The organism is Bacillus cereus group sp. N12 (genome assembly GCF_016483575.1).
Taxonomy (GTDB): domain Bacteria; phylum Bacillota; class Bacilli; order Bacillales; family Bacillaceae_G; genus Bacillus_A; species Bacillus_A toyonensis.
Map to the genome: position 1 here is coordinate 17,077 of NZ_JAEHBO010000035.1, position 25,059 is coordinate 42,135.

Sequence of the window (25,059 nt, forward strand, 5' to 3'; positions counted from 1 at the left end):
TTCACACCTTTTTTATCCCGTATTAACGGGCAGATTTGTTCAACTCATAATCAAGGGGGCTACCCCCTTGATTAAAATTTCACTTTTCCTTATTGGCTTTTAAACTCACCAATTAGCTCTTGCAATTCCTGAGAAAGCCAACTTAAAGAAGTCGCTAATTCTGCAATATCTTGTACTGATATTTCTTGCTCCTTCATGCTTTCTTCAACATTACTACTACTATTCGCATAAGTATTTGCAATATGTGATAATTCATTTACGACTTGAACGATATTCTGGCTATTTTGTAAAATATCACTCGAATTGCCAGAAACAGCTTTCACTTGATTTTTAACAGATTGTGCTGATTTTGAAATTTTTTCAAAGAAAGCACCACTACTTTGAACAAGTGAAATTCCAGATTCTACTTCTTTTGAACCTTTTTGCATTGAAACTACAGCCTCTTCTGTTTCAGCTTGTGTTTCACTAATTAATTTTGCTATATCTTTCGCTGACGTTTCAGTTTGTTCTGCTAATTTACGTACTTCATCAGCAACAACTGCAAATCCTCTTCCAGCTGCTCCAGCACGAGAAGCTTCAATAGAAGCATTTAAAGCTAATAAATTTGTTTGATTTGAAATACCTGTAATTACAGTTACAATATCACTAATTTCTTTTGATCTTGTTTCTAACGAATAAATAATAGAAGATAAATCTTTCACTGCATTTTGGATTAAACTCATTTGATTAATAATTTGTCCAATCACTTCATTACCTTCAATTGAATGTTGCTCCATACCTTCTGAGGCAACCGCAACTTGTTTCGCAGCTCCAGTTATCTCTTCTACCTTATCTTCCATTCCATGCACAATTCCTAAGCATTGTTGGACTGAAGTTTCTTGAGACTGTGCCCCTACTCTTAAACCTTCAATAGAACTTGCAATCTCTTGAACTGCCATGCTATTTTCCTCTGTGCTTGCCGACAATTCATGTGAAGAAGAAGAAACTTGCTCAGCGGTCTGCCTAACTTTATCTATAATTCCTTTAAATTTCTCAATTGTATCATTGAAATAAACATTAATAATTCCAATATCATCTGGTCTTTCTTTTAATTTAATACTTAAGTCACCTTCACCAATCTTACGTAATCCCTCTCGTAAATCTTTTAATGGAGCTAACGAGTTACGTACGATAAAGAATTGAGCAATAGTCGCGATTGCTAATGAAATAATAATAAAGAGTAAACCTTGTATCATAAAATTCTTCTTTGTACTAGGAACGATAGAAGCATCTAAATCAGCCGCAACAATTGCAACAATATTGTTTTCTCCATCTTTAATTGGTTCTAATATTGTCACCCACGAACCTAATTCATCTTCATATACTTCTGTCATTTGGGCCTTTTTCGTGTCCATCACTTTATCATATGCATCCATCCAATGAGTCGGTTGTTCATAATAATCTCCCGGCTTTACAGGCACTGCATTTGTTAGCTCTGTAGTCAAACCAACGAGTTGTAATTCTCGTTTTTCATTTGGCTTTGCTCCTGTAACATACGTTTGTCCCACACTTTTTAAACCTTTTGTCACTTCATCTAATTGCTCTGTTAACTTTTCTTTTTTCACTCTTTCGGTTGTAGGATCTTTCGCCATATCTTTAACTAATTCTGTATCCAAGTCATGTACTACTATCTCTCCGGTTTCAATAGACTGCCTTTCAAATAAAGACATCATACTATTTTGAAACAAATTGAAACTTAACGCTCCCATACTTCCAACAAGCGTCAAAATAACTAATACAGTTAATAAGACGTTCTTTTGAAGAAACGATAACTTATGCCAATACTTTTTCATCAATATTCACCTTCCTTAATTACTTAAAACAAAAAAACAAAATATATCAATATTTTGTTTGAAATGATTCTCAATATGTTCGAGAATAAAAAAAGACCAATGTAAAAAGCATTGGTCAAGACCAACCCTATCCGTCCGGTAACTGGCTAGCATAGCCTTTCGACCTTAGCCCCTATAGTTTTGCGCCCTCATGTTTCCATCAGTTTGCCTTTCTCGCTGAACGAGTTGAACGATATGGGAGTTCTATGAGAATTAAATTATTCTCTTTCCAAGGTTACAACATTTAAATTAAAATGTCTACTTATTTAGAGATATAAATATAAAATTCCAATGTATTATTTTTTCGAAATAATTTAACAAAATACGTGAATGTTACTTTTTTTATGTTATATAATAAAAAACGTATATAAATCAAAGATCCCTTCGGATATTTCACTAATTTTCATTTAAATTAAATTATTCGAATATATCTTAACTTATGAATTTCGGAGGTAATTTATCATGTTTTGGCTACAATTTCTTACCTTATTACTCTGCATTTTTATTGGTGCACGCCTAGGCGGAGTTGGCTTAGGAGTAATGGGTGGAGTTGGTATGGCAATACTCGTTTTTGTCTTCCACTTACAACCAACCGCTCCTCCTATCGATGTAATGCTTATGATTTTAGCAGTAATTACTGCCGCTGGTGCTTTGCAAGCCGCTGGAGGAATGGAATATCTTGTTCATCTAGCTGAGAAAGCTTTACGAAAAAATCCAAAGCGCATTACATTTTTCGCTCCAATTGTTACGTATTTGTTCACACTATGTGCTGGCACTGGTCACGTTGCCTATTCTGTACTTCCTGTTATCGCAGAAGTCTCTCGTGAATCAGGAATTAGACCGGAACGACCAATGTCAATTGCCGTAATCGCTTCTCAACAAGCAATTACAGCTAGTCCCATTTCAGCTGCCACAGTTGCCCTTTTAGCAATGTTAGCTGACTATAAAATTACTTTATTAGATATTTTAAAAGTAAGTATCCCTTCTACTTTCATCGCTTGTATGGTAGCTGCATTCGTTGCTAGTAAAATGGGGAAAGAACTAAATGAAGACCCTGAATACTTAAAACGATTAAAAGAAGGTATGATTCCTAAGCTTGAAAAGAAAAAAGAATTTGTAGGTGTAAAAGGCGCTAAATTATCAGTTATTCTTTTCCTAGTAGGAACTTTCCTTGTCGTACTTCTTGGTTCATTTGAAGCACTTCGTCCGGGATGGATGGTTGACGGGAAGTTAGTTCGTCTTTCCATGCCAAACACAATTGAAATGGTTATGTTAACCATCGCAGCTCTTATTATTATTTTCTGTAAACCAAATGTAGAAAGCATTGTGTCTGGTAACGTCTTTAAAGCTGGAGCAACAGCGGTTGTTGCTATTTTCGGTATCGCTTGGATGGGAGATACTTTCTTTAACGGAAACTTAAATATGATTCAAGGATCAATTCAGCACTTAGTTACAAGTGCACCATGGCTATTTGCTATCGCATTATTCATTCTATCTATTTTACTGTACAGCCAAGCAGCAACAGTTCGTGCCTTAATGCCACTTGGACTATCTCTTGGTATTCCGCCAGCATTACTGATTGCTATGTTCCCTGCAGTAAACGGATACTTCTTCATTCCAAACTATGGAACAATTGTTGCTGCCATTAACTTCGACCGCACTGGTACAACAGGTATCGGTAAATATGTTTTAAATCATAGCTTCATGATTCCCGGCTTAATCGCAACCTTTACTTCTATCGGAATTGGAATGCTCTTAATTTCAATTATGTTTTAAGTAAAAAGCACAAACCTATAATTTAAAAGGGTTTGTGCTTTTTTAATTAAACGTTTGTTTAATTTTTTCAATCAATAACTTCTACAACATACCCTTTCTTTTTTAAACCACTCAATATTTCTTCAATATGATTTCTATCTTTCGTTTCTAATGACAAGTGCAATTGCGCATATCCTGGAAATACCTTTGTACCAATCCGTTCTAAATGTATATTTAGTACATTCGCTTCAAAATTTGTTACAATCTCGAGCAAATGATGCAAATAGCCTGGCTTATCTTTAATCATTGTCGCGATGTGAATGAAGCGTCCTGCTTCAACCATTCCATGCTCAATAATACGCGAAATAAAGTTTACATCGACATTTCCACCACTTAGTACGGATACGACCTTTTTTTCTTTTATTGGGACTTTGTGATAAAGCAAAGAAGCTAATGAGCTCGCACCAGACCCTTCAACCAACAATTTGTTCCGTTCAAGAAGCATTAACATCGTTCGTGCAATTTCCATTTCATCTACACAAAACACATCATCCACATAACGTTGTACAAGTTCAAAAGTCAAATCACCTGGCCTTTTAACCGCGATTCCATCCGCCATAGTTGGCGTCGACTCTACTGTTATTACCTTCTTTTCCTCAAGTGACTGTTTCATTCCCGGACAAGCAAGTGTCTGCACCCCATATATTTTCACTGATGGCTTTTGTTCTTTAATTGCCATCGCAACTCCTGCAATTAGTCCTCCACCTCCAATAGGACAAATAACAGCCTCTACATCTTCCAGCTGTTGTAATATTTCCAGACCGACTGTACCTTGACCAGCAATTACTGCTTCATCATCAAATGGATGTACAAATTTCGCTCCTGTCTTCTCTTTTAAATCTAGTGCATAAGCTAATGCATCATCAAATACATCACCTTGTAATTCTACATGTGCACCGTACCTTTTTGTCGCAAGCACCTTACTTAACGGAGCACCTTTTGGCATCACAATCGTACAAGGAATACTAAGCATATTACTAGAATAAGCGACTCCTTGCGCATGATTTCCAGCAGATGCCGCAACAACACCATTTTCTAAATCACCTTTCTCAAGAGAAACCATTTTATTATAAGAACCACGTACTTTAAAAGAGCCTGTCTTTTGTAAATTCTCCAGCTTTAAATACACTTCATTCTGTGATAACTCACTAAATGTACTTGAATAATCTAATGGGGTCATATGTACAATGCCCTTCATTTTCTCATAAGCAGCTATAATATCCTGAAATACAATCATGCCTTCGCCTCCGAAACAATATATGTTTATACATACTAGTTTAGGCGGCATATTTTGTTTTATACGATAAAAGACCACGTAGTATTTTCATACTACGTGGTCTTTTATCTACAAACACTTATTTACTTCCCCAGCTAATCGCTTCGTACTTTCATACGCAGAATCCGCTAGACTAATTGCAGAAATAACTGAAACACCATCAGCACCCGCTTCTATAACGGCAGCAGTATTTTCAATTGTAATCCCACCGATACCAACAATCGGGACTGTAATTCCTTGTTCTCTAAAATGAGCTAAACCTTTCGTTCCTTGAACAGCTTTCGTATCTTTTTTCGTACTCGTTGGGAAAATAGGGCCAACTCCTAAATAATCAGCTCCGTTTTCAATCGCCCATTTTGCTTCTTCAATTGTATGTGTAGATACACCGATAATTTTATCTCCCATCTTTTCACGAACAGATGTAATCCCTTCATCATCTTGTCCTACATGAACACCATCTGCATCTAATTCAACGGCCAATTCTACATCATCATTTACAATGAAAGGAACACCATATTCCTTGCAAAGCGCCTGCAATTTCTTTGCAAAACGCACTCTATCCTCTCCAGTTAAAGTCCCTTCTCCCTTTTCACGAAATTGAAAAAGTGTCACTCCACCGTCTAACGCTTCTTTCAATATAGCTAACGGATCCTTCGTGCAATTATTGCTTCCCATAATAAAATACACTTGTAATAGGTTAGACATTTTCTTGGTTTCAATGCGCATCATGTGTTTCATCCCCCTTGCTCTAACTCCTCAATCTTCCCATACTTCTCAATATCACCTGAAGTTGTATTCGCTAATTGATTTAAAAATTCAATTTGGAAACTACCAGGCCCTTTTTCTACCGTCTTAGCAGCTGCTAGTTCCGCAGCTACACCATAAAATGTTACTGCTGCTACTGCTGCCTTTACATAATCTTTTTCTACCGCAACAAATGCTCCTATTACAGAAGTTAGTAAACAACCCGTTCCAGTAACCTTTGTTAAAATAGAGTGACCGTTTCGAATAAGAATCGTTCGCTCTCCATCTGTAACGACATCTTCTTTTCCAGTAATGACCGCAACTGTATTCAATTCCTCTGCTGCCTGTTTTGCAATATTTACAACATTGCCATTTCCAGTACCAGCGTCTACCCCTTTAATTTCCCATCTCTCATTAATAACGTTAGCTACTTCAGCTGCATTCCCACGAATTATCGCTAGATCTATTTCAGCTGGAATATGTCTCGCAACTTCTGTTCGATACGATGTTGCTCCTGCGCCAACAGGATCAAACAATACTGGTACATCATTCGTATTAGCCGACTTACCAGCAAGTAACATCGCTTCTACTTCCTCGGGACGAAGTGTTCCCATATTTAATACTAACGCTCCCGCAATGCTAGCCATTTCTGCTACTTCTTCTTTTGCATACGCCATTACAGGCGATGCCCCTAGTGCTAACAAACCGTTCGCTGTAAAGTTCGTTACAACAACATTTGTAATATTATGAACGAGCGGATTAGATTCCCTCACTAAATCCACTACTTTGCTAATTTCTTTCATATTCATCCTTTTCATCTCCTAACTATAATGATGGGAGATACACAAAAAGGCACTTTGCGCGTATGCAAAGTGCCTGAACATGTGCTTTTACACTCTCCCTACGCTGGCATTATCCAACAGGTTCAAATGGTCAATGACGGATTAGTCATACTCTCAGTTTGCATCCACAAACTCCCATGTGTTTCTTATTCATCTACTTCAAAGTCTACTCTTATTCTAGTAAAATAACAAGTTCTTTACTTTTCCGTATAAAGTGAAACTTTAATCAGTGGGAGTTTTGTTCATTCCACTAAAATAGCTCAAACCTCGAGCGAAACTGAATCTCAAGAAAATGTATGCTATATTTAACTTATGGAAATTTGAAAGGATGTTTTTAATATGTCAAAAAGCGTTGTAATCGCTGAAAAACCTTCCGTTGCGCGAGATATTGCTCGTGTACTGAAGTGTGATAAAAAAGGAAACGGATATCTTGAAGGTAGTAAATATATTGTAACTTGGGCTTTAGGTCATCTCGTTACATTAGCAGATCCAGAAAGCTATGATGTGAAATATAAAAAGTGGAATTTAGAAGACTTACCGATGCTACCGGAGCGTTTGAAATTAACGGTTATTAAACAAACTGGTAAACAGTTTAATGCTGTGAAAAGCCAGCTACTTAGAAAAGATGTAAATGAAATTATTGTCGCTACAGACGCAGGTCGTGAAGGCGAATTAGTCGCACGCTGGATTATCGATAAAGTTAAGCTCAATAAACCAATTAAACGTTTATGGATTTCTTCTGTAACCGATAAAGCAATTAAAGATGGTTTTGCAAATTTAAAACCAGGTAAGGCATATGACAATTTATACGCTTCAGCAGTTGCACGTTCAGAAGCTGACTGGTATATCGGCCTTAACGCGACTCGGGCTTTAACAACTCGCTTTAACGCTCAACTAAATTGCGGTCGTGTACAAACGCCTACTGTCGCTATGATCGCTAGTCGTGAAGATGAAATAAAGAACTTTAAGGCTCAAACTTACTATGGTATCGAAGCCCTAACAACTGATAAGTTAAAACTAACTTGGCAAGATGCAAACGGTAATAGCCGTGGTTTTATTAAAGAAAAAATTGATGGTATTGTAAAAAATCTAGATAAACAAAATGCCACTGTTGTGGAAATTGATAAAAAACAGAAGAAGTCATTCTCTCCTGGCCTTTACGATTTAACTGAATTACAACGTGATGCAAATAAAAAGTTTGGTTACTCTGCTAAAGAAACATTAAACATTATGCAGAAATTATATGAACAACATAAAGTGTTGACGTATCCTCGTACAGATTCACGCTACATTTCATCTGATATCGTTGGAACACTTCCAGAGCGTCTAAAAGCGTGCGGTGTCGGGGAATATCGTCCGTTAGCACATAAAGTACTACAAAAGCCAATTAAGCCTAATAAATCATTTGTTGATGATAGTAAAGTAAGCGATCATCACGCAATTATTCCAACAGAAGGATACGTTAACTTCTCATCCTTTACAGATAAAGAGCGTAAAATTTATGATTTAGTTGTGAAACGTTTCTTAGCTGTTTTATTCCCAGCATTCGAATACGAGCAACTAACGTTACGCACAAAAGTTGGTAATGAAACGTTCATTGCACGCGGAAAAACGGTTTTACACGCTGGTTGGAAAGAAGTATACGAAAATCGCTTTGAAGACGATGATGTAACTGATGACGTAAAAGAGCAGCTTCTACCTCACATTGAAAAAGGTGATACATTAGCTGTAAAGTTAATTATGCAAACATCAGGTCAAACAAAGCCACCTGCACGATTTAATGAAGCGACTTTACTTTCAGCAATGGAGAATCCTACAAAATATATGGATACGCAAAATAAACAACTTGCTGATACGTTAAAATCGACTGGTGGATTAGGCACTGTAGCGACACGTGCAGATATTATCGACAAACTCTTCAATTCATTTTTACTTGAAAAGCGTGGTAAAGATATTCACATTACATCAAAAGGCCGTCAGTTACTTGATTTAGTACCAGAAGAGTTAAAATCTCCTACACTAACTGGTGAATGGGAACAAAAACTTGAGGCTATCGCAAAAGGTAAACTGAAAAAAGAAGTCTTCATTTCTGAAATGAAGAACTATACGAAAGAAATTGTTTCTGAAATTAAATCGAGCGATAAAAAATATAAACATGACAACATTTCAACAAAGTCTTGTCCAGACTGTGGTAAACCGATGCTAGAAGTAAACGGCAAAAAAGGAAAAATGCTCGTATGCCAAGACCGTGAATGTGGTCATCGTAAAAATGTATCTCGCACAACAAACGCTCGTTGTCCACAATGTAAGAAGAAACTAGAACTACGTGGTGAAGGTGAAGGTCAAATCTTTGCATGTAAATGTGGCTATCGCGAAAAATTATCGACATTCCAGGAGAGACGTAAAAAAGAATCTGGAAACAAAGCTGATAAGCGTGACGTTCAAAAATATTTGAAACAACAGAACAAAGAAGAAGAACCATTAAATAACCCGTTCGCAGAAGCATTAAAGAAATTAAAATTTGATTAAACAAAAAAGGTTCCTACCTCTATCGGTAGGAACCTTTTTTAGTGAATGATTTTACTCCCTTTTGCATTCTCAACGAATTTTTCACTTGATTTATTAATTGGTGTTTTCAGTAATAATGCAGCAACAATCATAACTACTACGAAAACACTTAGTACAAGTAAATCTCTTGTTACGATATCCCAAAGCATTCCACCCACTGTTTCACGAATTGCACTAATTGCGTATGTGAATGGTAAGAACGGATAAAGTGCTTGGAAGAACGCCGGTGTCATTTGAATTGGGAATGTTCCGCCCGATCCTGCTACTTGCAGTACAAGTAAAATGATCGCCATCGATTTCCCAACGTTTCCGAAAATAGAAACGAGTGAGTATACGATACAAACGAAGACTCCACCAATAAATAAACTAAATAACACAAACCAGAATTTATCGACTACGTACGTACCGAGTAAGAATATATCTCCCATTGATACGATAAACGCTTGTGAAAGACCTATCGTTAAGAATGTTAATAAACGTCCGAAGTAAACTTCATGGCTCTTATAATTTGCGCCCTCTTCATGTACTTCTACTGTTAATAATGAAACCATTAATAATGCGCCTACCCATAATGCAAGCACTGTATAGAATGGTGACATCGCTGAACCGTAGTTCGGCATCGCAAATAATTTATTCTCTTTTAAATTTACTGGATTCGCAAAGTAATCACTTTGCTTTTCAACATCGTTTTTCAATAAGCGTATGATGTCTTTTATATCCTCTTCAGATTCAAAATCACGAATTTTATTTGCTAATTCTTTAACCTTTTTCTCAGTTTCCGGCATGTCAGCTTTAATATCTGCCAATTTCTTTCTACCGTCTACTAGGCCTTTTGATGAATCTTCTAGTAATTTTTTAACATCTGGAAGCTTTTTGTCTGCATCATTTAAAATTTGAGTTGTATTTTTCGACATCTCTTTTGTACGAGCAATTGCTGCATTGAAATTAGGTACAATTTCTGAATCATAGGTCGATAATACATCTGTTAATTGAGCTGATCCGCCCTTCGCAGCGTTATTAATGCTTTCAATTACATCTTTTGTAGGTTTCTGGCCATTGTTAAGAAGTGTAATTCCCTTATTTGTTGCCTCTACACCTTTTTGCAGACTACTTTTCGCTTTATTTAATTTCGCAATTCCATTATTAAGGTTTTTATCACTATTTACATCTGCTAAAACCTTATTTGTGCTTTCTAGAACAGGAATCATATCATCAATTAAACCGATTCCAGCTTGGAATTGACCATTTAAACTTTTTAAGGCTTCCTTCGAACCTTCTAAACCATTAATACCCCTATTTTGTACATCCTCTAATGCTTTTTGAACACTAGATTTAGTACTTTCAAGACTATTCTTTGCTTTCTCATAATCCGCTTTTGCATTATCATATATTTCATTCGCATCTGCTTTAGCTTGATCTACTGTGCTAACTGCTTTTTTATAATCTGCTACAAATGTTTCATTGTAATCTTTTTCCGCTTGATCAATTAATGCATTTGCTGCATCTAACTTTTGATTTGCTACATCTGTTACATCTTTCTTTACTTCTTGTCCTGTACCGATAACACTTACAATATCTTTAATGCCGTTATTTGCATTTTCCATACTACCTTTAAGCTTAGTTAAGCGATCCACTCGCCCTTGGAAAAAGCTTTTTCCAAAATCAGTCGTGGCTGAGTTTTGAAGTTCAGTAAATATATTAATAAGATATGAAATATTTTCTGTACGAGCTTGCAGTTGATCTGATACTGCATTTAAATCTTTCTTTGCTTGCTCTGGATCAAACTGACCACTTTGCAATCCATTTACCACACTTTTCCCATAAGCTGTTCCTGCACGTGATGAGCTTAAAACATTATTTACTGTTTGATTAATATTTTGTGCTATCCCCTTATAACCATCACTATTCAACTTAGAAAGGTCCGGTCTTGCAGGGAATTCAGGTAGTCCATTCATTCCAGAGAAATCAGGAATGTTTAAATCAACACCTGGATTCATTAAAAAGTCGGTAAATGCAGCTGCACTATCCATAACACCTTGTGCTACTACTAAATCATTTCTTATCTTCCCTGGAGCATTTTTTAATGTTTGATCTTGTCTTGCAAAGAACTTATCTAAATTCGCCAATGCTTCCTGTCCATCATTTATGACACTCTCAACAACAGGTAAATCTTTCTGTGCCACTTTCACAATATCCTCTGCTCGAGTCGCATCATCTAACGCCTTATCCATCAGTGTATTCATTTCTGGGAACTGCGCTTCTAACTTAAATACAAGATCTTTTACTTTCTCGATGCTTGGTAAGTTTGTTTCTAAATCGATTCCAAGGTCATTGAAAATTTTAAAAATCTCACCGTTTGCTGTTTTAACAAAGTTTTTACTAATTTCTTCTGTAATACCTGATGCACCTTTTGCTGTAATTTTCGGTGCAATCGCATTTACTTTTTCATTTACATAGTAATCCAGTTCTGGTTTCTTTGGATTTTCATCCAGAACAGTTGCAATTTTTTCAGAGAAGTCTTTCGGAATCGTAATGCTCGCATAATAATCCCCACGCTCAACTCCGTAAATTGCCTGTTTTTCATCTACAAATTTCCAACCAAGGTTTTTGTTTTTCTTAAGAGAATCTACAATCTCTTTCCCGATATTGATATCTTTCCCTCTTAAATTAGAGCCTGCATCTTGGTTAGAAACTGCAATGGGAACCTCTTTTGTATTTCCATATGGATCCCAAGAAGCTTTAATGTTAAACCATGCATATAACGATGGTAAAATCATTAACCCTAAAACAATAACAATTGCAGCCCAATGTTTAGCTACATTCCGTAAATCTGTCTTATAAATACGCCAAATTTGTTTCATAGAAGTTATCACCTAATTATATATTTTTCCTTCTTTAGAAAATGATACATACATTTTGCAATTATATCACTTTCTACATCGTGGATTAAACGAAAATACACTATTTTTTCCATTAAATATTTCACTTACTTCATTATATAACGAAGTAAAAAAAGTATGCATACAAAATGACCAAATTAGTTTTACATTCAATAATAACAAATATATAGGAAATGTCATAAAAAATACAAGTATTTTCTCTTGGAAATACTTGTATTCCTAAAAAAAATCCTCACAGCTTTTCATCATCTGTGAGGATTTCTTCTATTATATATCTAATTGAACCTCTACACCGAAATGATCTGAAATTACATTTCGATTTGTACCATTAAAAATAACTTTTGAAGAACGAACTTTTTTACTTTGGTTACACACTATTAAATCGATTCGCAAATTATGTTTATTTTCATCCCAACCAGCAATCTCGCCTTGGACAGTTGTTCCTTCATCCTTCTCTATCGCTAGTTCGTATGTGTCGTACAAACCTTTTTGCATCAAATATTCATAACCTTCACCCTGCAAACGAGCATTATTATTAAAATCCCCCATTAAGAAGGAAAGTTCATTGCTATCTACACGCTCCATCAAACGATCGACTTGACCTTGGAATGATTCTTCTTCATCATTCCACCAACCTAGATGACAAGAATAAAACGTTATATCCTTACCATTATAAGCAATTGTTGCACTTACAATTTTGCGTGTTTTCCAATACGTTGTATCCTTATTTTCTGATACAAAAAACATATCTTCTTTTATAACATTATGTTTCGTTAGAATCGCTAATCCTTCTTCATACACATCATAACCAATATGAGAGAAATCCCAAGTAATATTGTAATCTTTTACATGTAACGCTTTTAACTCTTCTAATAGTAAAAGTCCAAAATTATCTTTTTTCTTGTTACCGCATACATTTTCAGCTTGTATCGACTGACTGACTTCTTGCAATGCGATGACATCGTATTCTTCTTCTTGAATGACTTTAGCAAGATATTTTATCTTTTCCATTTGATTCTCTTCTTGCCAAGAGTGACAGTTTAAAGTTAGCAATTTCATATTATTACGCACCTAACATATCTTGAATGTCTGACTTTAATACGTCAGCTTTCGGACCATATACTGCTTGTACACCTTTATCTTTTACGATTAGTCCTAAAGCACCATTTTGTTTCCACTGCGCTTCTGGTGCAACAACATCTAAATCTTTTACTGTTACACGTAAACGCGTCATACAAGCATCTACGTCAGCAATATTTTCTTTTCCACCTAATAAATCAATAACTTTTGTTGCTAATGAACCATCTTGTACATTTCCTGTTCCTTCTGATGACTCATCTTCATTATCAATATAGTTACCTGCACGTCCTGGTGTTGGTAAATTGAACTTTTTAATTAAGAAATTGAATAATGTAAAGTTAAGACCGAAGAATACTAATGAAACGATAACGAAATTGATTAAATCTCTTGTTAGTCCTGCATTAACCATCATCGGTGTACGAGTAATTAACTCAATAAATCCAAATGCGTGAACACGTAAGTTGATTAAATCTGCTAATGCAAATGCAAGTCCTGTTGTAATAGCATATACAACATATAGTACTGGTGCAATAAACATGAACATGAATTCAATTGGTTCTGTTACACCTGTTAAAAATACTGCTAATGCTGCTGATAAGAACATTGGTTTATATTTTGCACGTTTTTCTTTATCAACATTACGGAACATCGCAAAAGCAATCCCCATTAACGCTGCTGTTGAGCCGATAACTTGTCCAGCTTTGAAACGAGCTGGTACAACGTTATTTAATAAATCGTTATATGCTTTCGTATCTCCACTTGCTAATAAATTATTTAAGTCTGTAATCCATGCAAGCCATAATGGATCTTGTCCTGCTACAATTTGTCCAACTTTTGAGCCAGTTAACATCGTATATGTTCCGCCTAGCTCTGTGTAATTCATCGGAATCGTTAACATATGATGTAATCCGAATGGTAATAATAAACGTTCTAACGTTCCATATACAAATGGCGCAACAACTGGCGCACTATCTTTAGATGCTGCAATCCAGCGACCAAATTCATTTAATCCACTTTGGATAAATGGCCATAAAAGTGATAATACAATCGCAGTGACTGTAGACCAAACAATTACAACGAATGGTACGAATCGTTTTCCATTAAAGAATGCTAATGCCTGTGGCAGTTTATTATAGTTATAGTATTTGTTATATAAAGTAGCTCCTAAGAAACCTGTGATAATCCCTACGAAAACTCCCATGTTTAATGCTGGTGCACCAAGTACAGAAGTAAAGTAATCTTTTACAACTAAATCTCCTGCTAATACTGAAGAAACTGTCGCTTTTGAATCCGCTAACATTTGAGCGTTTACGCCAAATATTGCTCCTGTAATTCGATTTGTTAAGACGAATGCTAATAGTGCTGCAAATGCACCACCTGCGCGATCCTTCGCCCAAGATCCCCCAATTGCTACTGCAAATAAAATGTGTAAATTTGTAATAATTGCCCAACCGATGTCTTCCATTACACGAGCAATAGTATGAACTGCGTTAATATCCCCAGCAGACATTCCAATTAGCTTACCGATGGAAATCATTAAACCAGCTGCTGGCATTACAGCTACAACAACTAATAATGCTTTCCCGAACTTTTGCCAAAAATCAAAAGACGTAATTTTCATCTGTTCTTCCTCCCCTTTATTTATAACAACATAATGATTTAAATTATAATTTCTGTTTCTCTTATGAAAACGATTCCTCATATTGCTTTATCTTTTTCGTTACGCAACCGTTTTCATAAATCTATTTTAATAAAAGCGTTTTCACATTGCAATAGAAATTTATTTTTTTTCATAAAAAAAGATGCTCAAGGAGCATCCTTTTGTATTATGAAATGCGATAAACCCTTGTTTCATAAGGTTTTAACGTGATTGTAGTTAATTGTTCATGTTCCGCAACTTCATAGTTATTTAAAAGCAAACGTTTGCGTTCTAGTGCGAATAAAGGCTCATTATACACAGCTTCCTCTTTTGAGATATTACTAATTACAATGACTTTTTCATCCTGTAACGTACGTGTATATGCATAAATTTGTGGATCGTCCTCTAAAAGTAAATCGTACGTACCATAATTCAATACATCGTGCTCTTTTTTCAAGGCAATCATTGTCTTATAGAAATTGAAAATAGACTTTTCGTCATTTTTTTGCTTTTCAACATTAATTTCTTTGTAATTTGGATTCATGCCAAACCAAGGTGCACTTGTTGTGAAACCAGCATTCATCTCATCGTTCCATTGCATAGGTGTACGTGAATTATCACGGCAAGAAGCCCATATAATTTCCATCATATCTTGATGTGATACGCCTTCTGCAATTTTCTCTCGATATAAATTTTTAATTGCTACATCATCGTAATCTTCAATATTTGGTAACTGAACATTTGTCATACCAATTTCTTGTCCTTGATAAATAAACGGTGTACCGTGCATAAAGAAATACATCGCTCCTAGAGCTGTTGCACTTTCACGCCAATATTGTTTATCATCTCCCCACGTTGAAACGATACGTGGCTTATCGTGATTCTCGATATATAAAGCATTCCATCCTTTATTCTCTAATCCTTTTTGCCATTTCGTTAATACCTTTTTCAATCCTACAACATCAAGGTCTTTCTTCTTTTCTGCATCCCATAAGCTTAAATGTTCAAACTGGAATACCATATTGAATTTACCTTGCTCTTCTCCAACCCAAAGCTCAGCATCTTCAATCTTAACGCCATTCGCTTCACCAACAGTCATAATATCGTACTTAGAAAATGTATTTTCTTTTAACTCTTCTAATAAAGGTTGAATACCATCCACATTCATATGTTTATCAAAAGATGGTACATACTTTAATTCTTTTGGATTTGGCATATCGTTGAAGCCATCTTCTTTTTTAATATGGCTAATTGCATCAACACGGAAACCATCAATTCCCTTATCAAGCCACCAATTAACTGTATCGTATAACACTTCACGAACTTCTTTATTCTCCCAGTTTAAATCTGGTTGTTTACGTGAGAATAAATGTAAATAATATTGTTCTGTTACTTCATCATATTCCCATGCCGAACCATTAAAAATACTTTCCCAGTTGTTTGGTTCCGCACCATCTTTACCATCATGCCAAATGTACCAATCACGCTTCGGATTGTCTTTAGATGAACGAGATTCAATAAACCATGGATGTTCATCACTCGTATGATTAATAACTAAATCAATAATAAGCTTCATGTCACGCTTATGAACTTCATCTAATAAAGCATCAAAATCCGCCATTGTACCAAACTCATCCATAATATCTTGATAATCACTAATATCATAACCATTATCATCATTGGGAGACTTATACATTGGACAAATCCAAATTACATCTATACCTAAATCTTTTAAATAATCCAGCTTTGCAATAATACCTTGTAAATCTCCAATACCATCACCATTTGAATCCATAAAGCTTCGTGGATAAATTTGATAAGCAACTGCTTCTTTCCACCATGTCTTATTCATAGTCATTCTCTCCTTTTGCATCCCATCGGAAATTTTATGCAAACGTTTTCGTAACACTATCATAACAAAATATGAATAGTTTGCAACTGTTTTCATTGAACTCTATGTAGATTCCTTATTCTTATGCTTTATCCCGCTATTGGCCGAGCAGTAAGAACCCCACCTCAAAATTCAGCGAAAGCAAAGAAGTTCGGTGGGGATCGGGCTGCCCGTTAAAGTCCGATTGGTGAAGGCTAATAATCAGTGGGGGAGGAACAAAACTCCCACTGATTATTAGCCTTCACTTTATTTATTTCTCACAAAGGTAAATCTCATTCTTACCTGCTCTTGTCCACGCACGTTACATACGCTTTTCATATATTAATAAAAAGCACTGCTTATTTTAGAAAGGAGTGATAAATTGAAACAAACAAAATTAACAGGTCGTATCGTTGTTCCCTCAGATCCTGACTATGACGTAGCCCGAATGAATTTAAATTTAAGTATTCCAAAACTCCCTTGTATTATTGTTTTTTGCCAAAATAAAAATGATGTGTGTAATGCCTTAAAATGGGCACGTGAACGTCATATACCATTTCGCTTAAGAAGCGGACGTCATAGCTATGAAAATTTTTCTCTTTTAAATAGAGGACTTATTATTGATGTGAGTGAAATGCATCGCATTACTGTTAATACAAATAAATTAACAGCAACAATTGAAGCTGGTGCAAATCTTGGTACGGTTTATAAAGAACTTTGGAATTATGGTGTTACAATACCGGCTGGTACAAGTGCAAGTGTTGGAATTGTTGGATTAACACTTGGTGGTGGTATCGGTATGCTTTCACGCTTATTTGGATTAACATGTGATCAATTAGTAGAAGTTGAAATGGTACAAGCATGCGGTAAATTGGGCGCAAAAATCATTCGTGCAAACGAACAAGAAAACCCTAACTTGTTTTGGGCTTGCCGCGGCGGTGGTGGTGGAAACTTCGGAATTGTTACTTCTTTAACTTTTCGAGTACATCCTATAAAAAATGTATCAATCTTCTCCATCACATGGGAATGGGAAGATTTTATCGCTGCATTTCAAGCTTGGCAAAACTGGGCGCCTTATATAGATGAACGTCTCACTTCATCAATTGAATTATTCGCAAAGCAACAAAATAAAATTGAAGCACAAGGTGAGTTTGTTGGCTCTCCCTCTGAACTCCATTCCTTATTATCACCACTTCTTGAAAGCGGTACCCCCTCTCTCTTTATAGATGAAGTTCCTTATATAAAGGCTGTTGAATTTTTTAACAGTGGTAACATCCCTGAAAACTTCAAGCGCTCCGGTTCCTACGTATATAAACCTATCCCTCTTAAAGGCATTCAGATTATGCAATATTTTCTTTCTCATGCACCAAATAAAGATGCGAGTATTTGGCACCAATCGCTCGTAGGTGCTGTGGAAAATATTTCGCCTACTGAAACAGCTTATTTCCATCGCAAAGCAATTATTGCGCAAGAATACATTACCTCTTGGAAATGCGATGATGAAGAAAATCGAAATATACGCTGGGTTAAAGATTTAAGAGAAAGCTTAGATCCTTATACACTAGGTGATTATGTCAATTGGCCCGATATCGACATTAAAAATTGGCAAACTAGTTACTATGGCTCTAACTTTCACAGATTACGTAAAGTGAAAACCATATATGATCCTTGCAATGTTTTTCGTTTTCAACAAAGTATCCCACCTTTTCATACGTAAAAAAGGGGATAAAATAAAAAATCATCCAATATGCCGTTACCTCGCAGCATGTTGGATGATTCAAGTTAATTTTCTATATCTTTTCAAATTATTGCTCCTACTCATAAACTTTCAATTACGGATTAATTGTATTTCTCATCATTTTTATGCAATGAATGTAATTTAATATTTGGTACTTTATCTTTTTCAATACCGCTATTATAAGCAACAGGAATTTGAAATTCCAATTGCTTTGTCTCATGTTTTTGTAAATAGACTGGTTTCGGTACTGGATAACTTTTGGAAGTCTCTGTTGCATTATCATATAAAACAATTTTTAATGCTTGTGAATGATTACGATAATTTTTTAAAGTAACAATGCACTTTTGTTCAATATCCCCTTCATTCTTCTCCATTCTACATTGACTATCTTCTTTTTTATATTCTATCGCCTCTACCCCTGTTTTTCCTGCGTAGTACCATGTTTTATTCAATGTCTGGAGGATGTTATTTAGCATAAACGGCATCATTAAAATCAAAATACTAATGCCTACTACTTTTATCTTATTCATTGTTCTAAATGTACTAGATTTCTTTTTTACTAACCATTTTACAAATAATATAAATGCGATTACATGTAGTATGAAAGAAACGATTACTATATTTGAGACTTTATAATCCATATAAGTATATGTATATACCGGAACATTAAAGAAATTGAATAGTTTTTCCCCAATTAATTCATTATCGTTTGGAATTTTTAATAATAACAAAACCCCTATACTGTAACAAATAGCTACTAATCGATCATACTCAATTCGGACCATTCTTTCTCTCCTTCCCCTTACTTTTTTATTATCGATTTTAGCTATTATTACCATGCTATACAATCTTTTTATAGAGGATAACGTAAAAAAGCTCCTTATAAATATATAAAGAACTTTATTAATATATAGTATGAATTAGAAAATCCATATGCAATTTTCACATAGAGACTTCCTCAAAATATGTTGGATTATGTATTGTAATTTTCTTATCCAGAATCGTAACAATACTATCGTTTTTTAATTGTTTTAATACGCCGCTAACCGTCTCTCGAGACGTACCAGATATTTTCGATATTTCAATTGTTGTAAGTGGGCAGGAAATTACAATCGTTTCGCCACTCTGTTCTCCTAAATCTTGCATTAAATAATTTAATGTTTGAATGACTCGATCTTGTGCATTAGGAATTGTAATGTTTTGCACTCGATTTTCGTTTAGTTTTAATATTGATGATAATTGCTGAACAACGTACATTAATTGCGTCCTACTAGATTTCACCATATCTTCAAAAATTACTGTCGGAATATAATATACCTCTACATCTGTCATCGCTTCTGCCGTATAGTTATATCCTCTGTCTGTAAACATACCACCATAAGGAAAAATAGAATACCGCTTTACATAGTCATCATATAATAAATTTCCACTTTGATTTACCCGCTCTAACTTTACAAAACCATCTAACATGAAGTAAATTCTTTCTCTTGAATCCCCTTCTAAAAATAAAAATTGACCCTTTTTATAAGTTCGCCAATAGACAAACTCCGTCAAACCTTTCAATTTCTTTTCTGTTAAATGAGCAAATAATTCAAATTGCTTTAAATCTTTAACTACGTTCCGTCTATTCATAAGATTCCCTCTCTCTTGCTGTATGTTGGAGCGAAAAATCAAGAAAGCGTATTCAAATTTAATTTTATCATAACTAACTTATATATTCAGATTTCATCATGAAAACTTTATGAACAATGAGTACAAAAAATATTAATACATAAAAAGAATGAAGTTACTAACTCCATTCTTTTTTACTAATAAATAGCGTACATAATTATTTAAACATACATGCATACATTCTGTTTAGAAATAATAGTACCAGCTTTTTCTTCTAGTGCTTCATATACTTTTTCTAAAGACGTAATAATTGTTTTTCTTTTTGGATTTGTATTAACAAAATTAATAGCAGCTTCAATTTTTGGAAGCATACTTCCCGCAGCAAATTGTTGTTCTTCCATGTATTCTTCTAATTGATTCACTGTGACATGCTCTAATTTCTTTTGATTCAGTTGATTATAATTTACATACACATGATCAACTGCAGTTAAAATTACGAGCGTATCGGCATCTACTAATTCAGCTAATTTCTGCGCAGCGAAATCTTTATCGATAACCGCTTCAGTTCCTTTTAACCCTTCTTCAGAATCAATTACTGGAATTCCACCACCACCAACAGCTATCACTATATTTCCATCCTCAACTAAAGAATTAATTACTTTATGTTCATGAATACTTACAGGCTTCGGTGATGGAACAACACGTCTCCACCCTCTGCCAGCATCTTCTTTAAACACTGCTTTTGTTTCTTCCATTAATCTTCTGGCCTCTTCTTCTGTATAAAAAGGACCAATTGGTTTAGTTGGATTTTTAAATGCCTCATCTTTTTCATCCACGACAACGCGTGTTATAACCGTTGCTACGTCTTTTTTTATATTCCTTTTTTTCAATGCCTTTTCAATCGCATTTTCCATCCAATATCCAATCATCCCTTGGCTCATTGCACCACAAGTATCTAATGGCATTGCAGGTGTCTTTTCCGTTTCTGCAGCTTTTTGCTGTAATAAAATATTTCCCACTTGTGGACCATTTCCATGCGCAATTACTATATCTACATCATTTTCCATTATTTTCACAAGTTGTTCCGCTGTTTTTTCTAACGCTTCTTGCTGTGCTCCCGCAGTAGCTTTTCCAGACTGTATCGCATTTCCCCCTAGTGCAACTACAATTTTTCTTCGTGCCATATTTCAGCCCTCCAGTTGATTTCGATTTCACAACGCTTTATAAAGTAATATTGCCTGTAATTAATCCATAAATCGCAAAGAATGCTAAAGCACCAATTGCTACCGATGATGCTAATTCCACTCGAGTAAATATTTGCTTCGAACTCTTTTGCCTTTGAACATTGTAAAAAATAAAAATACCTGGCGCATATAAAGTCATTGTTAATAATAAATACTCTAAACCAGCTGCATAAACTAACCACACACCGTACATACTTGCTATCAAACCAATTATTATATTTTTATTTCGATCCGCTTCTTCAGACTTTAAGCTATGCTTCAGTTGATAAAATGCTGAAAAAGCATATGGGATTAAAATAGCTGAAGATGCTAATGAGAATGCAAAGTTATACGCCTGATCGGAAACGACGAATGTTAATAAGAACATTTGAATTAAGCCATTTGTTATCCATAATGAATTTATTGGAGCTTTATTTTTATTTTCTTTTGCAAACCATTTTGGAAATACTCCGTCTTTAGCCGCCAAATACGGAATTTCAGATGCGAGTAAAGTCCAACCTAACCAAGCACCTAATACAGAGATAACTAAACCTAAATTAATAAAGATAGCACCCCATTTTCCAACAACACTTTCAAATAAATAAGCCATAGACGGATTTTTTAAATTAGCAATATCTGCTTGCTGCATAAGTCCAAGAGACAGTACTGTAATTAAAATGTAAATGATGAGTGTACCAATTAAGCCAATAACCGTTGCTTTCCCTACATCACTTCTATTTTTTGCTCGACTTGATAAAACAACAGCCCCTTCTACCCCAATGAACACCCATAAAGTTACAAGCATTGTACTTTTAACTTGGCTGCCAACTGCTCCCCATGAAAAAGAACCAGTTTGTCCCCAAAATCCATCTAGGAACGTATCAATATGAAACGCGAAGATTCCTATAACAATAAATACAAATACAGGTACTAATTTTGCGATTGTAGTTACTAAATTCACAAGTGCTGCTGATTGAACTCCACGTAAAATTAACATGTGAACACACCATAATAATACGCTTGCACCAATAATGGATGCTACATTTTGACCGCCCTCAAAGATTGGGAAGAAATACCCTAATGAAGAAAACAATAATGTGCCGTAAGCTACATTACCAAGCCAGGCAGATAGCCAATATCCCCACGCACTATTAAATCCCATAAAATTCCCAAATCCTGCTTTTGCATAACTAAAAATACCACCATCTAAATCTGGCCGTTTTACAGTTAGATTTTGAAAAGATAATCCAAGCGCAATCATACCAATTCCTGTTATAACCCAACCAATAATAATGGCTCCAGCACCAGCACCTTTTGCCATATCACTTGCTAAATTAAATGCTCCACCGCCAATCATAGACCCCACTACAAGCGCCGTTAATGTAAACAACCCTAATTTCTTATCTTCACCCATTCCACTCACCTCTCTTTAATTGCAATAACAATACGAAAGCAATAGTGAATGATAGTGTCTAAAGGAGGAGAAAGAAGAAAGGAAGACTCCCTTTCTTCTTTACTCCATGTTTCCTAAAGTAGCTGCCATAACCGCTTTAATTGTATGCATTCTATTTTCAGCCTGATCAAATACTTTTGAATGTTTACTGCGGAATACTTCGTCAGTTACCTCCATTTCTCTCAGCCCATATTTCTCATAAACTTCCTCACCATACATCGTTTCAACATCATGGAATGCGGGTAAACAATGCAAGAAAATCACGTTTTCATTCCCTGTTTCTTTAATCATTTTCATATTTACTTGATAAGGTTTCAATAACTCGACACGTTCAGCAAATTTTTCTTCTTCTCCCATAGACACCCATACATCTGTATAAATTACATCTGCATTCGCAACAGCTTCTTCCACATTACTTGTTATCATTACCTGTTCATTATATTTTTTTGCTAAATCAATTACTTCTTGCTCTGGCCATAAAGATTCCGGTGTACAAATACGTACATCCAATCCAACAATCGCTCCACCAACTAGTAAGCTATTAGCAACATTATTTCGTCCATCTCCAACGTAAACGAGCTTCACATTTTTTAATTTCCCTACATGTTCTCTAATTGTTAATAAATCTGCAAGTGTTTGTGTTGGATGCCACATATCTGTTAATCCATTCCAAACCGGTACACCAGAATTTTGTGCTAAAGATTCTACAGTTTCATGATTAAATCCACGAAACTCAATTCCGTCAAACATACGTCCTAACACTTTTGCTGTATCCTCAACGGATTCTTTTTTTCCAAGCTGAATATCACCTTTCCCTAAATATTCAGGGTTCGCACCTAAATCTGTACATGCTACTGTAAATGCACATCGCGTACGAGTAGAGGTTTTTTCAAATAATAGCGCTACATTTTTACCTTCTAAATAATGATGTGGGACACCGTTTTTCTTTTTCTCTTTTAATTCTGCTGCTAAATCTAGAAAATATAACAATTCTTCTTGTGTAAAATCTTTTTCAGCTAGAAAACTTCTTCCTTTTAAATTTGGTCTAGTCATTAACATACTTCATCCCTACTTTCTCCGTTATTTATACTAAATATCTTTACGAACAATTGGCATACTCATGCAACGTGGACCCCCACGCCCACGAGATAATTCCGAACTTAGCACCTCAATGACTTCTATACCGTGTTCCCGCAATAACGTATTGGATACATAGTTGCGATCATATGTAACAACTACACCTGGCGCAATTGCTAATGTATTAGAACCATCATTCCATTGTTCACGAGCGGAAGCAATTGCATCTCCTCCTCCACAAGGAATAAGAACTAATTCACTTAAACCTAATACCTCTTTTAATGCTTCCATTAAAGAAGTGCGATGTGTAATTTTAAGAGTTTCCACATCTGGACCTTTTTCTAAAATATAAATATTCATATTTCCTTTTGGCCCTTGAATGGCTGGGTGAATTGTAAACTTGTCATAATCAACCATTGTAAACACTGTATCTAAATGCATAAATGCTCGGCATTTTGGAATTTCTATTGCTAACACTTTCTTAATTTTATTTTGTCGACTAAAAAGATTTTTAGCTAAACGTTCAATTGCTTTAGCTGACGTACGGGCAGATACTCCAATTGCAATTGTTTCTTCATTTAAAATTAGCTCATCGCCACCTTCAATTGGAAACTTATAATCACGATCTAGCCAAATTGGCACATTGTGATTTGCAAATCTTGGATGATATTTAATGATGTACTCCATGAATAATGATTCACGTCTACGCGCCGGTTCTCTCATCTTATTTATCGTTAATCCATCACCCACGCTAGCTGCTGGATCACGAGTAAAATATAAATTAGGCATTGGGTCTAAGTAAAACGGATAATGATCTTCCATTAATTCATATAAATGTGTCTTCTTACTTGTTTCAATCTCGTTTTTCCGTACACCACCCATAATTTTTTGAATTAATTCTTCATTTGAAAAGGAAAGTAAATATTCTTTTAAAGTTTGATGTGCAACATTTACGTCAGCCTGTCCTTCTTCTAAAATACGATCAACAAATTCTTCTCGAAGTTTTTTATCTACTAATGCCTCAGCAGCTAGTTTTTCTAAATAAAGAACTTCAACACCCCGATTGCGTAATGTTTGTGCAAAATAATCATGCTCTTTTTGAATAATTGGTAAGTATGGAATATCGTCAAATAATAATTGTTGCAAATAATCTGGCGTTAAGTTTTCCACTTCTTTACCAGGTCGTTTTAATAAAACTGTTTGTAATTCCCCAATCTCTGAAGTAACATGTATCGGATGCTTCATTTGTTGTACCTCCTTTTAAATATGTTTGATGTCTTACAAGTACATAATAAATGCTACGCGCCTTCATCTTTGTGAAAGCATCCACATTATCATTGTGAAATATTAAA

17 protein-coding genes and 2 riboswitches are annotated in these 25,059 nt (G+C 35.2%); of the genes, 3 read left to right on the forward strand and 14 right to left on the reverse strand.

The features are described 5' to 3' along the window. Nucleotides 1–89: 89 nt before the first annotated feature. Nucleotides 90–1,832 carry a methyl-accepting chemotaxis protein gene (locus tag JDS92_RS16765; RefSeq protein WP_199632182.1) on the reverse strand — a complete coding sequence of 581 codons (1,743 nt, stop codon included), beginning with the start codon at nucleotides 1,830–1,832 and terminating at the stop codon, nucleotides 90–92. Nucleotides 1,833–1,966: 134 nt separating this feature from the next. Beyond that, nucleotides 1,967–2,051, reverse strand: a riboswitch (cyclic di-GMP riboswitch). 282 nt (nucleotides 2,052–2,333) lie between these two features. On the opposite strand from JDS92_RS16765, the gene JDS92_RS16770 reads away from it, so the two are divergent. Further along, on the forward strand, nucleotides 2,334–3,647 hold the full coding sequence (locus tag JDS92_RS16770; protein ID WP_000498727.1) for an anaerobic C4-dicarboxylate transporter family protein: 1,314 nt from the start codon (nucleotides 2,334–2,336) through the stop codon (nucleotides 3,645–3,647). 67 nt (nucleotides 3,648–3,714) lie between these two features. Here JDS92_RS16770 and ilvA read toward each other — a convergent pair whose 3' ends face one another. From ilvA to thiM, 3 genes are all read right to left on the reverse strand, one after another. Further along, a complete protein-coding gene (ilvA, locus tag JDS92_RS16775; protein WP_000634742.1) occupies nucleotides 3,715–4,923 on the reverse strand; it encodes a threonine ammonia-lyase in 1,209 nt (402 codons plus the stop codon). Between the two features lie 108 nt (nucleotides 4,924–5,031). Then, nucleotides 5,032–5,691 (reverse strand): thiamine phosphate synthase, encoded by a 660-nt coding sequence (gene thiE / locus JDS92_RS16780; RefSeq protein WP_098139536.1) that lies wholly within the window; start codon nucleotides 5,689–5,691, stop codon nucleotides 5,032–5,034. A 5-nt stretch (nucleotides 5,692–5,696) separates the two neighbouring features. Next, entirely contained in the window at nucleotides 5,697–6,515 is an 819-nt protein-coding gene (gene thiM / locus JDS92_RS16785) for a hydroxyethylthiazole kinase (protein WP_098711085.1), read from the reverse strand. 72 nt (nucleotides 6,516–6,587) lie between these two features. Next, a riboswitch (TPP riboswitch) is annotated at nucleotides 6,588–6,697 on the reverse strand. 190 nt (nucleotides 6,698–6,887) lie between these two features. Here thiM and topB point away from each other — a divergent pair. Then, a complete protein-coding gene (gene topB / locus JDS92_RS16790) occupies nucleotides 6,888–9,077 on the forward strand; it encodes a DNA topoisomerase III (RefSeq protein ID WP_098711084.1) in 2,190 nt (729 codons plus the stop codon). 38 nt (nucleotides 9,078–9,115) lie between these two features. Here topB and JDS92_RS16795 read toward each other — a convergent pair whose 3' ends face one another. The 4 genes from JDS92_RS16795 to JDS92_RS16810 all read right to left on the reverse strand — a co-directional run bounded on the left by JDS92_RS16795 (nucleotide 9,116) and on the right by JDS92_RS16810 (nucleotide 16,587). Then, nucleotides 9,116–11,977, reverse strand: coding sequence for a YhgE/Pip domain-containing protein (locus JDS92_RS16795; RefSeq protein WP_098711083.1), 2,862 nt, complete (start codon nucleotides 11,975–11,977; stop codon nucleotides 9,116–9,118). A 306-nt stretch (nucleotides 11,978–12,283) separates the two neighbouring features. Then, nucleotides 12,284–13,075 carry an endonuclease/exonuclease/phosphatase family protein gene (locus JDS92_RS16800; RefSeq protein ID WP_199632183.1) on the reverse strand — a complete coding sequence of 264 codons (792 nt, stop codon included), beginning with the start codon at nucleotides 13,073–13,075 and terminating at the stop codon, nucleotides 12,284–12,286. Between the two features lie 4 nt (nucleotides 13,076–13,079). Further along, nucleotides 13,080–14,717, reverse strand: coding sequence for a PTS transporter subunit IIBC (locus JDS92_RS16805; protein ID WP_000705554.1), 1,638 nt, complete (start codon nucleotides 14,715–14,717; stop codon nucleotides 13,080–13,082). A 205-nt stretch (nucleotides 14,718–14,922) separates the two neighbouring features. Beyond that, nucleotides 14,923–16,587, reverse strand: a complete 1,665-nt coding sequence (locus JDS92_RS16810; protein WP_016107445.1) for a glycoside hydrolase family 13 protein — start codon at nucleotides 16,585–16,587, stop codon at nucleotides 14,923–14,925. A 400-nt stretch (nucleotides 16,588–16,987) separates the two neighbouring features. Between JDS92_RS16810 and JDS92_RS16815 the strand changes: the two genes are divergently transcribed. Continuing rightward, nucleotides 16,988–18,322: an FAD-binding oxidoreductase gene (locus JDS92_RS16815; protein ID WP_199632184.1), complete on the forward strand. Its 1,335-nt coding sequence runs from the start codon at nucleotides 16,988–16,990 to the stop codon at nucleotides 18,320–18,322. A 122-nt stretch (nucleotides 18,323–18,444) separates the two neighbouring features. Here JDS92_RS16815 and JDS92_RS16820 read toward each other — a convergent pair whose 3' ends face one another. The 6 genes from JDS92_RS16820 to arcA form a co-directional block, all read right to left on the reverse strand. Next, complete coding sequence (locus tag JDS92_RS16820; protein WP_199632185.1) at nucleotides 18,445–19,128, reverse strand: ABC transporter permease; 684 nt, start codon at nucleotides 19,126–19,128, stop codon at nucleotides 18,445–18,447. Between the two features lie 157 nt (nucleotides 19,129–19,285). Then, complete coding sequence (locus JDS92_RS16825; RefSeq protein ID WP_001081910.1) at nucleotides 19,286–19,975, reverse strand: Crp/Fnr family transcriptional regulator; 690 nt, start codon at nucleotides 19,973–19,975, stop codon at nucleotides 19,286–19,288. A gap of 200 nt (nucleotides 19,976–20,175) precedes the next feature. Then, a complete protein-coding gene (arcC, locus tag JDS92_RS16830) occupies nucleotides 20,176–21,138 on the reverse strand; it encodes a carbamate kinase (RefSeq protein ID WP_000113957.1) in 963 nt (320 codons plus the stop codon). 37 nt (nucleotides 21,139–21,175) lie between these two features. Beyond that, nucleotides 21,176–22,591 (reverse strand): arginine-ornithine antiporter, encoded by a 1,416-nt coding sequence (gene arcD, locus JDS92_RS16835; protein ID WP_097958241.1) that lies wholly within the window; start codon nucleotides 22,589–22,591, stop codon nucleotides 21,176–21,178. A gap of 99 nt (nucleotides 22,592–22,690) precedes the next feature. Then, the gene (gene argF / locus JDS92_RS16840) at nucleotides 22,691–23,689 is read right to left on the reverse strand and encodes an ornithine carbamoyltransferase (protein WP_098063912.1); all 999 of its coding nucleotides are present in this window, start codon (nucleotides 23,687–23,689) and stop codon (nucleotides 22,691–22,693) included. A gap of 30 nt (nucleotides 23,690–23,719) precedes the next feature. Next, the gene (gene arcA, locus JDS92_RS16845) at nucleotides 23,720–24,952 is read right to left on the reverse strand and encodes an arginine deiminase (protein WP_000682324.1); all 1,233 of its coding nucleotides are present in this window, start codon (nucleotides 24,950–24,952) and stop codon (nucleotides 23,720–23,722) included. Between the last annotated feature and the right edge of the window lie 107 nt (nucleotides 24,953–25,059).

Bases quoted from the DNA above. Each gene is read 5' to 3' on its own strand.
- JDS92_RS16765 (WP_199632182.1), bottom strand. From the start codon at position 1,832: ATGAAAAAGTATTGGCATAAGTTATCGTTTCTTCAAAAGAACGTCTTA.
- JDS92_RS16770 (WP_000498727.1), top strand. From the start codon at position 2,334: ATGTTTTGGCTACAATTTCTTACCTTATTACTCTGCATTTTTATTGGT.
- ilvA (WP_000634742.1), bottom strand. From the start codon at position 4,923: ATGATTGTATTTCAGGATATTATAGCTGCTTATGAGAAAATGAAGGGC.
- thiE (WP_098139536.1), bottom strand. From the start codon at position 5,691: ATGATGCGCATTGAAACCAAGAAAATGTCTAACCTATTACAAGTGTAT.
- thiM (WP_098711085.1), bottom strand. From the start codon at position 6,515: ATGAATATGAAAGAAATTAGCAAAGTAGTGGATTTAGTGAGGGAATCT.
- topB (WP_098711084.1), top strand. From the start codon at position 6,888: ATGTCAAAAAGCGTTGTAATCGCTGAAAAACCTTCCGTTGCGCGAGAT.
- JDS92_RS16795 (WP_098711083.1), bottom strand. From the start codon at position 11,977: ATGAAACAAATTTGGCGTATTTATAAGACAGATTTACGGAATGTAGCT.
- JDS92_RS16800 (WP_199632183.1), bottom strand. From the start codon at position 13,075: ATGAAATTGCTAACTTTAAACTGTCACTCTTGGCAAGAAGAGAATCAA.
- JDS92_RS16805 (WP_000705554.1), bottom strand. From the start codon at position 14,717: ATGAAAATTACGTCTTTTGATTTTTGGCAAAAGTTCGGGAAAGCATTA.
- JDS92_RS16810 (WP_016107445.1), bottom strand. From the start codon at position 16,587: ATGAATAAGACATGGTGGAAAGAAGCAGTTGCTTATCAAATTTATCCA.
- JDS92_RS16820 (WP_199632185.1), bottom strand. From the start codon at position 19,128: ATGGTCCGAATTGAGTATGATCGATTAGTAGCTATTTGTTACAGTATA.
- JDS92_RS16825 (WP_001081910.1), bottom strand. From the start codon at position 19,975: ATGAATAGACGGAACGTAGTTAAAGATTTAAAGCAATTTGAATTATTT.
- arcC (WP_000113957.1), bottom strand. From the start codon at position 21,138: ATGGCACGAAGAAAAATTGTAGTTGCACTAGGGGGAAATGCGATACAG.
- arcD (WP_097958241.1), bottom strand. From the start codon at position 22,591: ATGGGTGAAGATAAGAAATTAGGGTTGTTTACATTAACGGCGCTTGTA.
- argF (WP_098063912.1), bottom strand. From the start codon at position 23,689: ATGTTAATGACTAGACCAAATTTAAAAGGAAGAAGTTTTCTAGCTGAA.
- arcA (WP_000682324.1), bottom strand. From the start codon at position 24,952: ATGAAGCATCCGATACATGTTACTTCAGAGATTGGGGAATTACAAACA.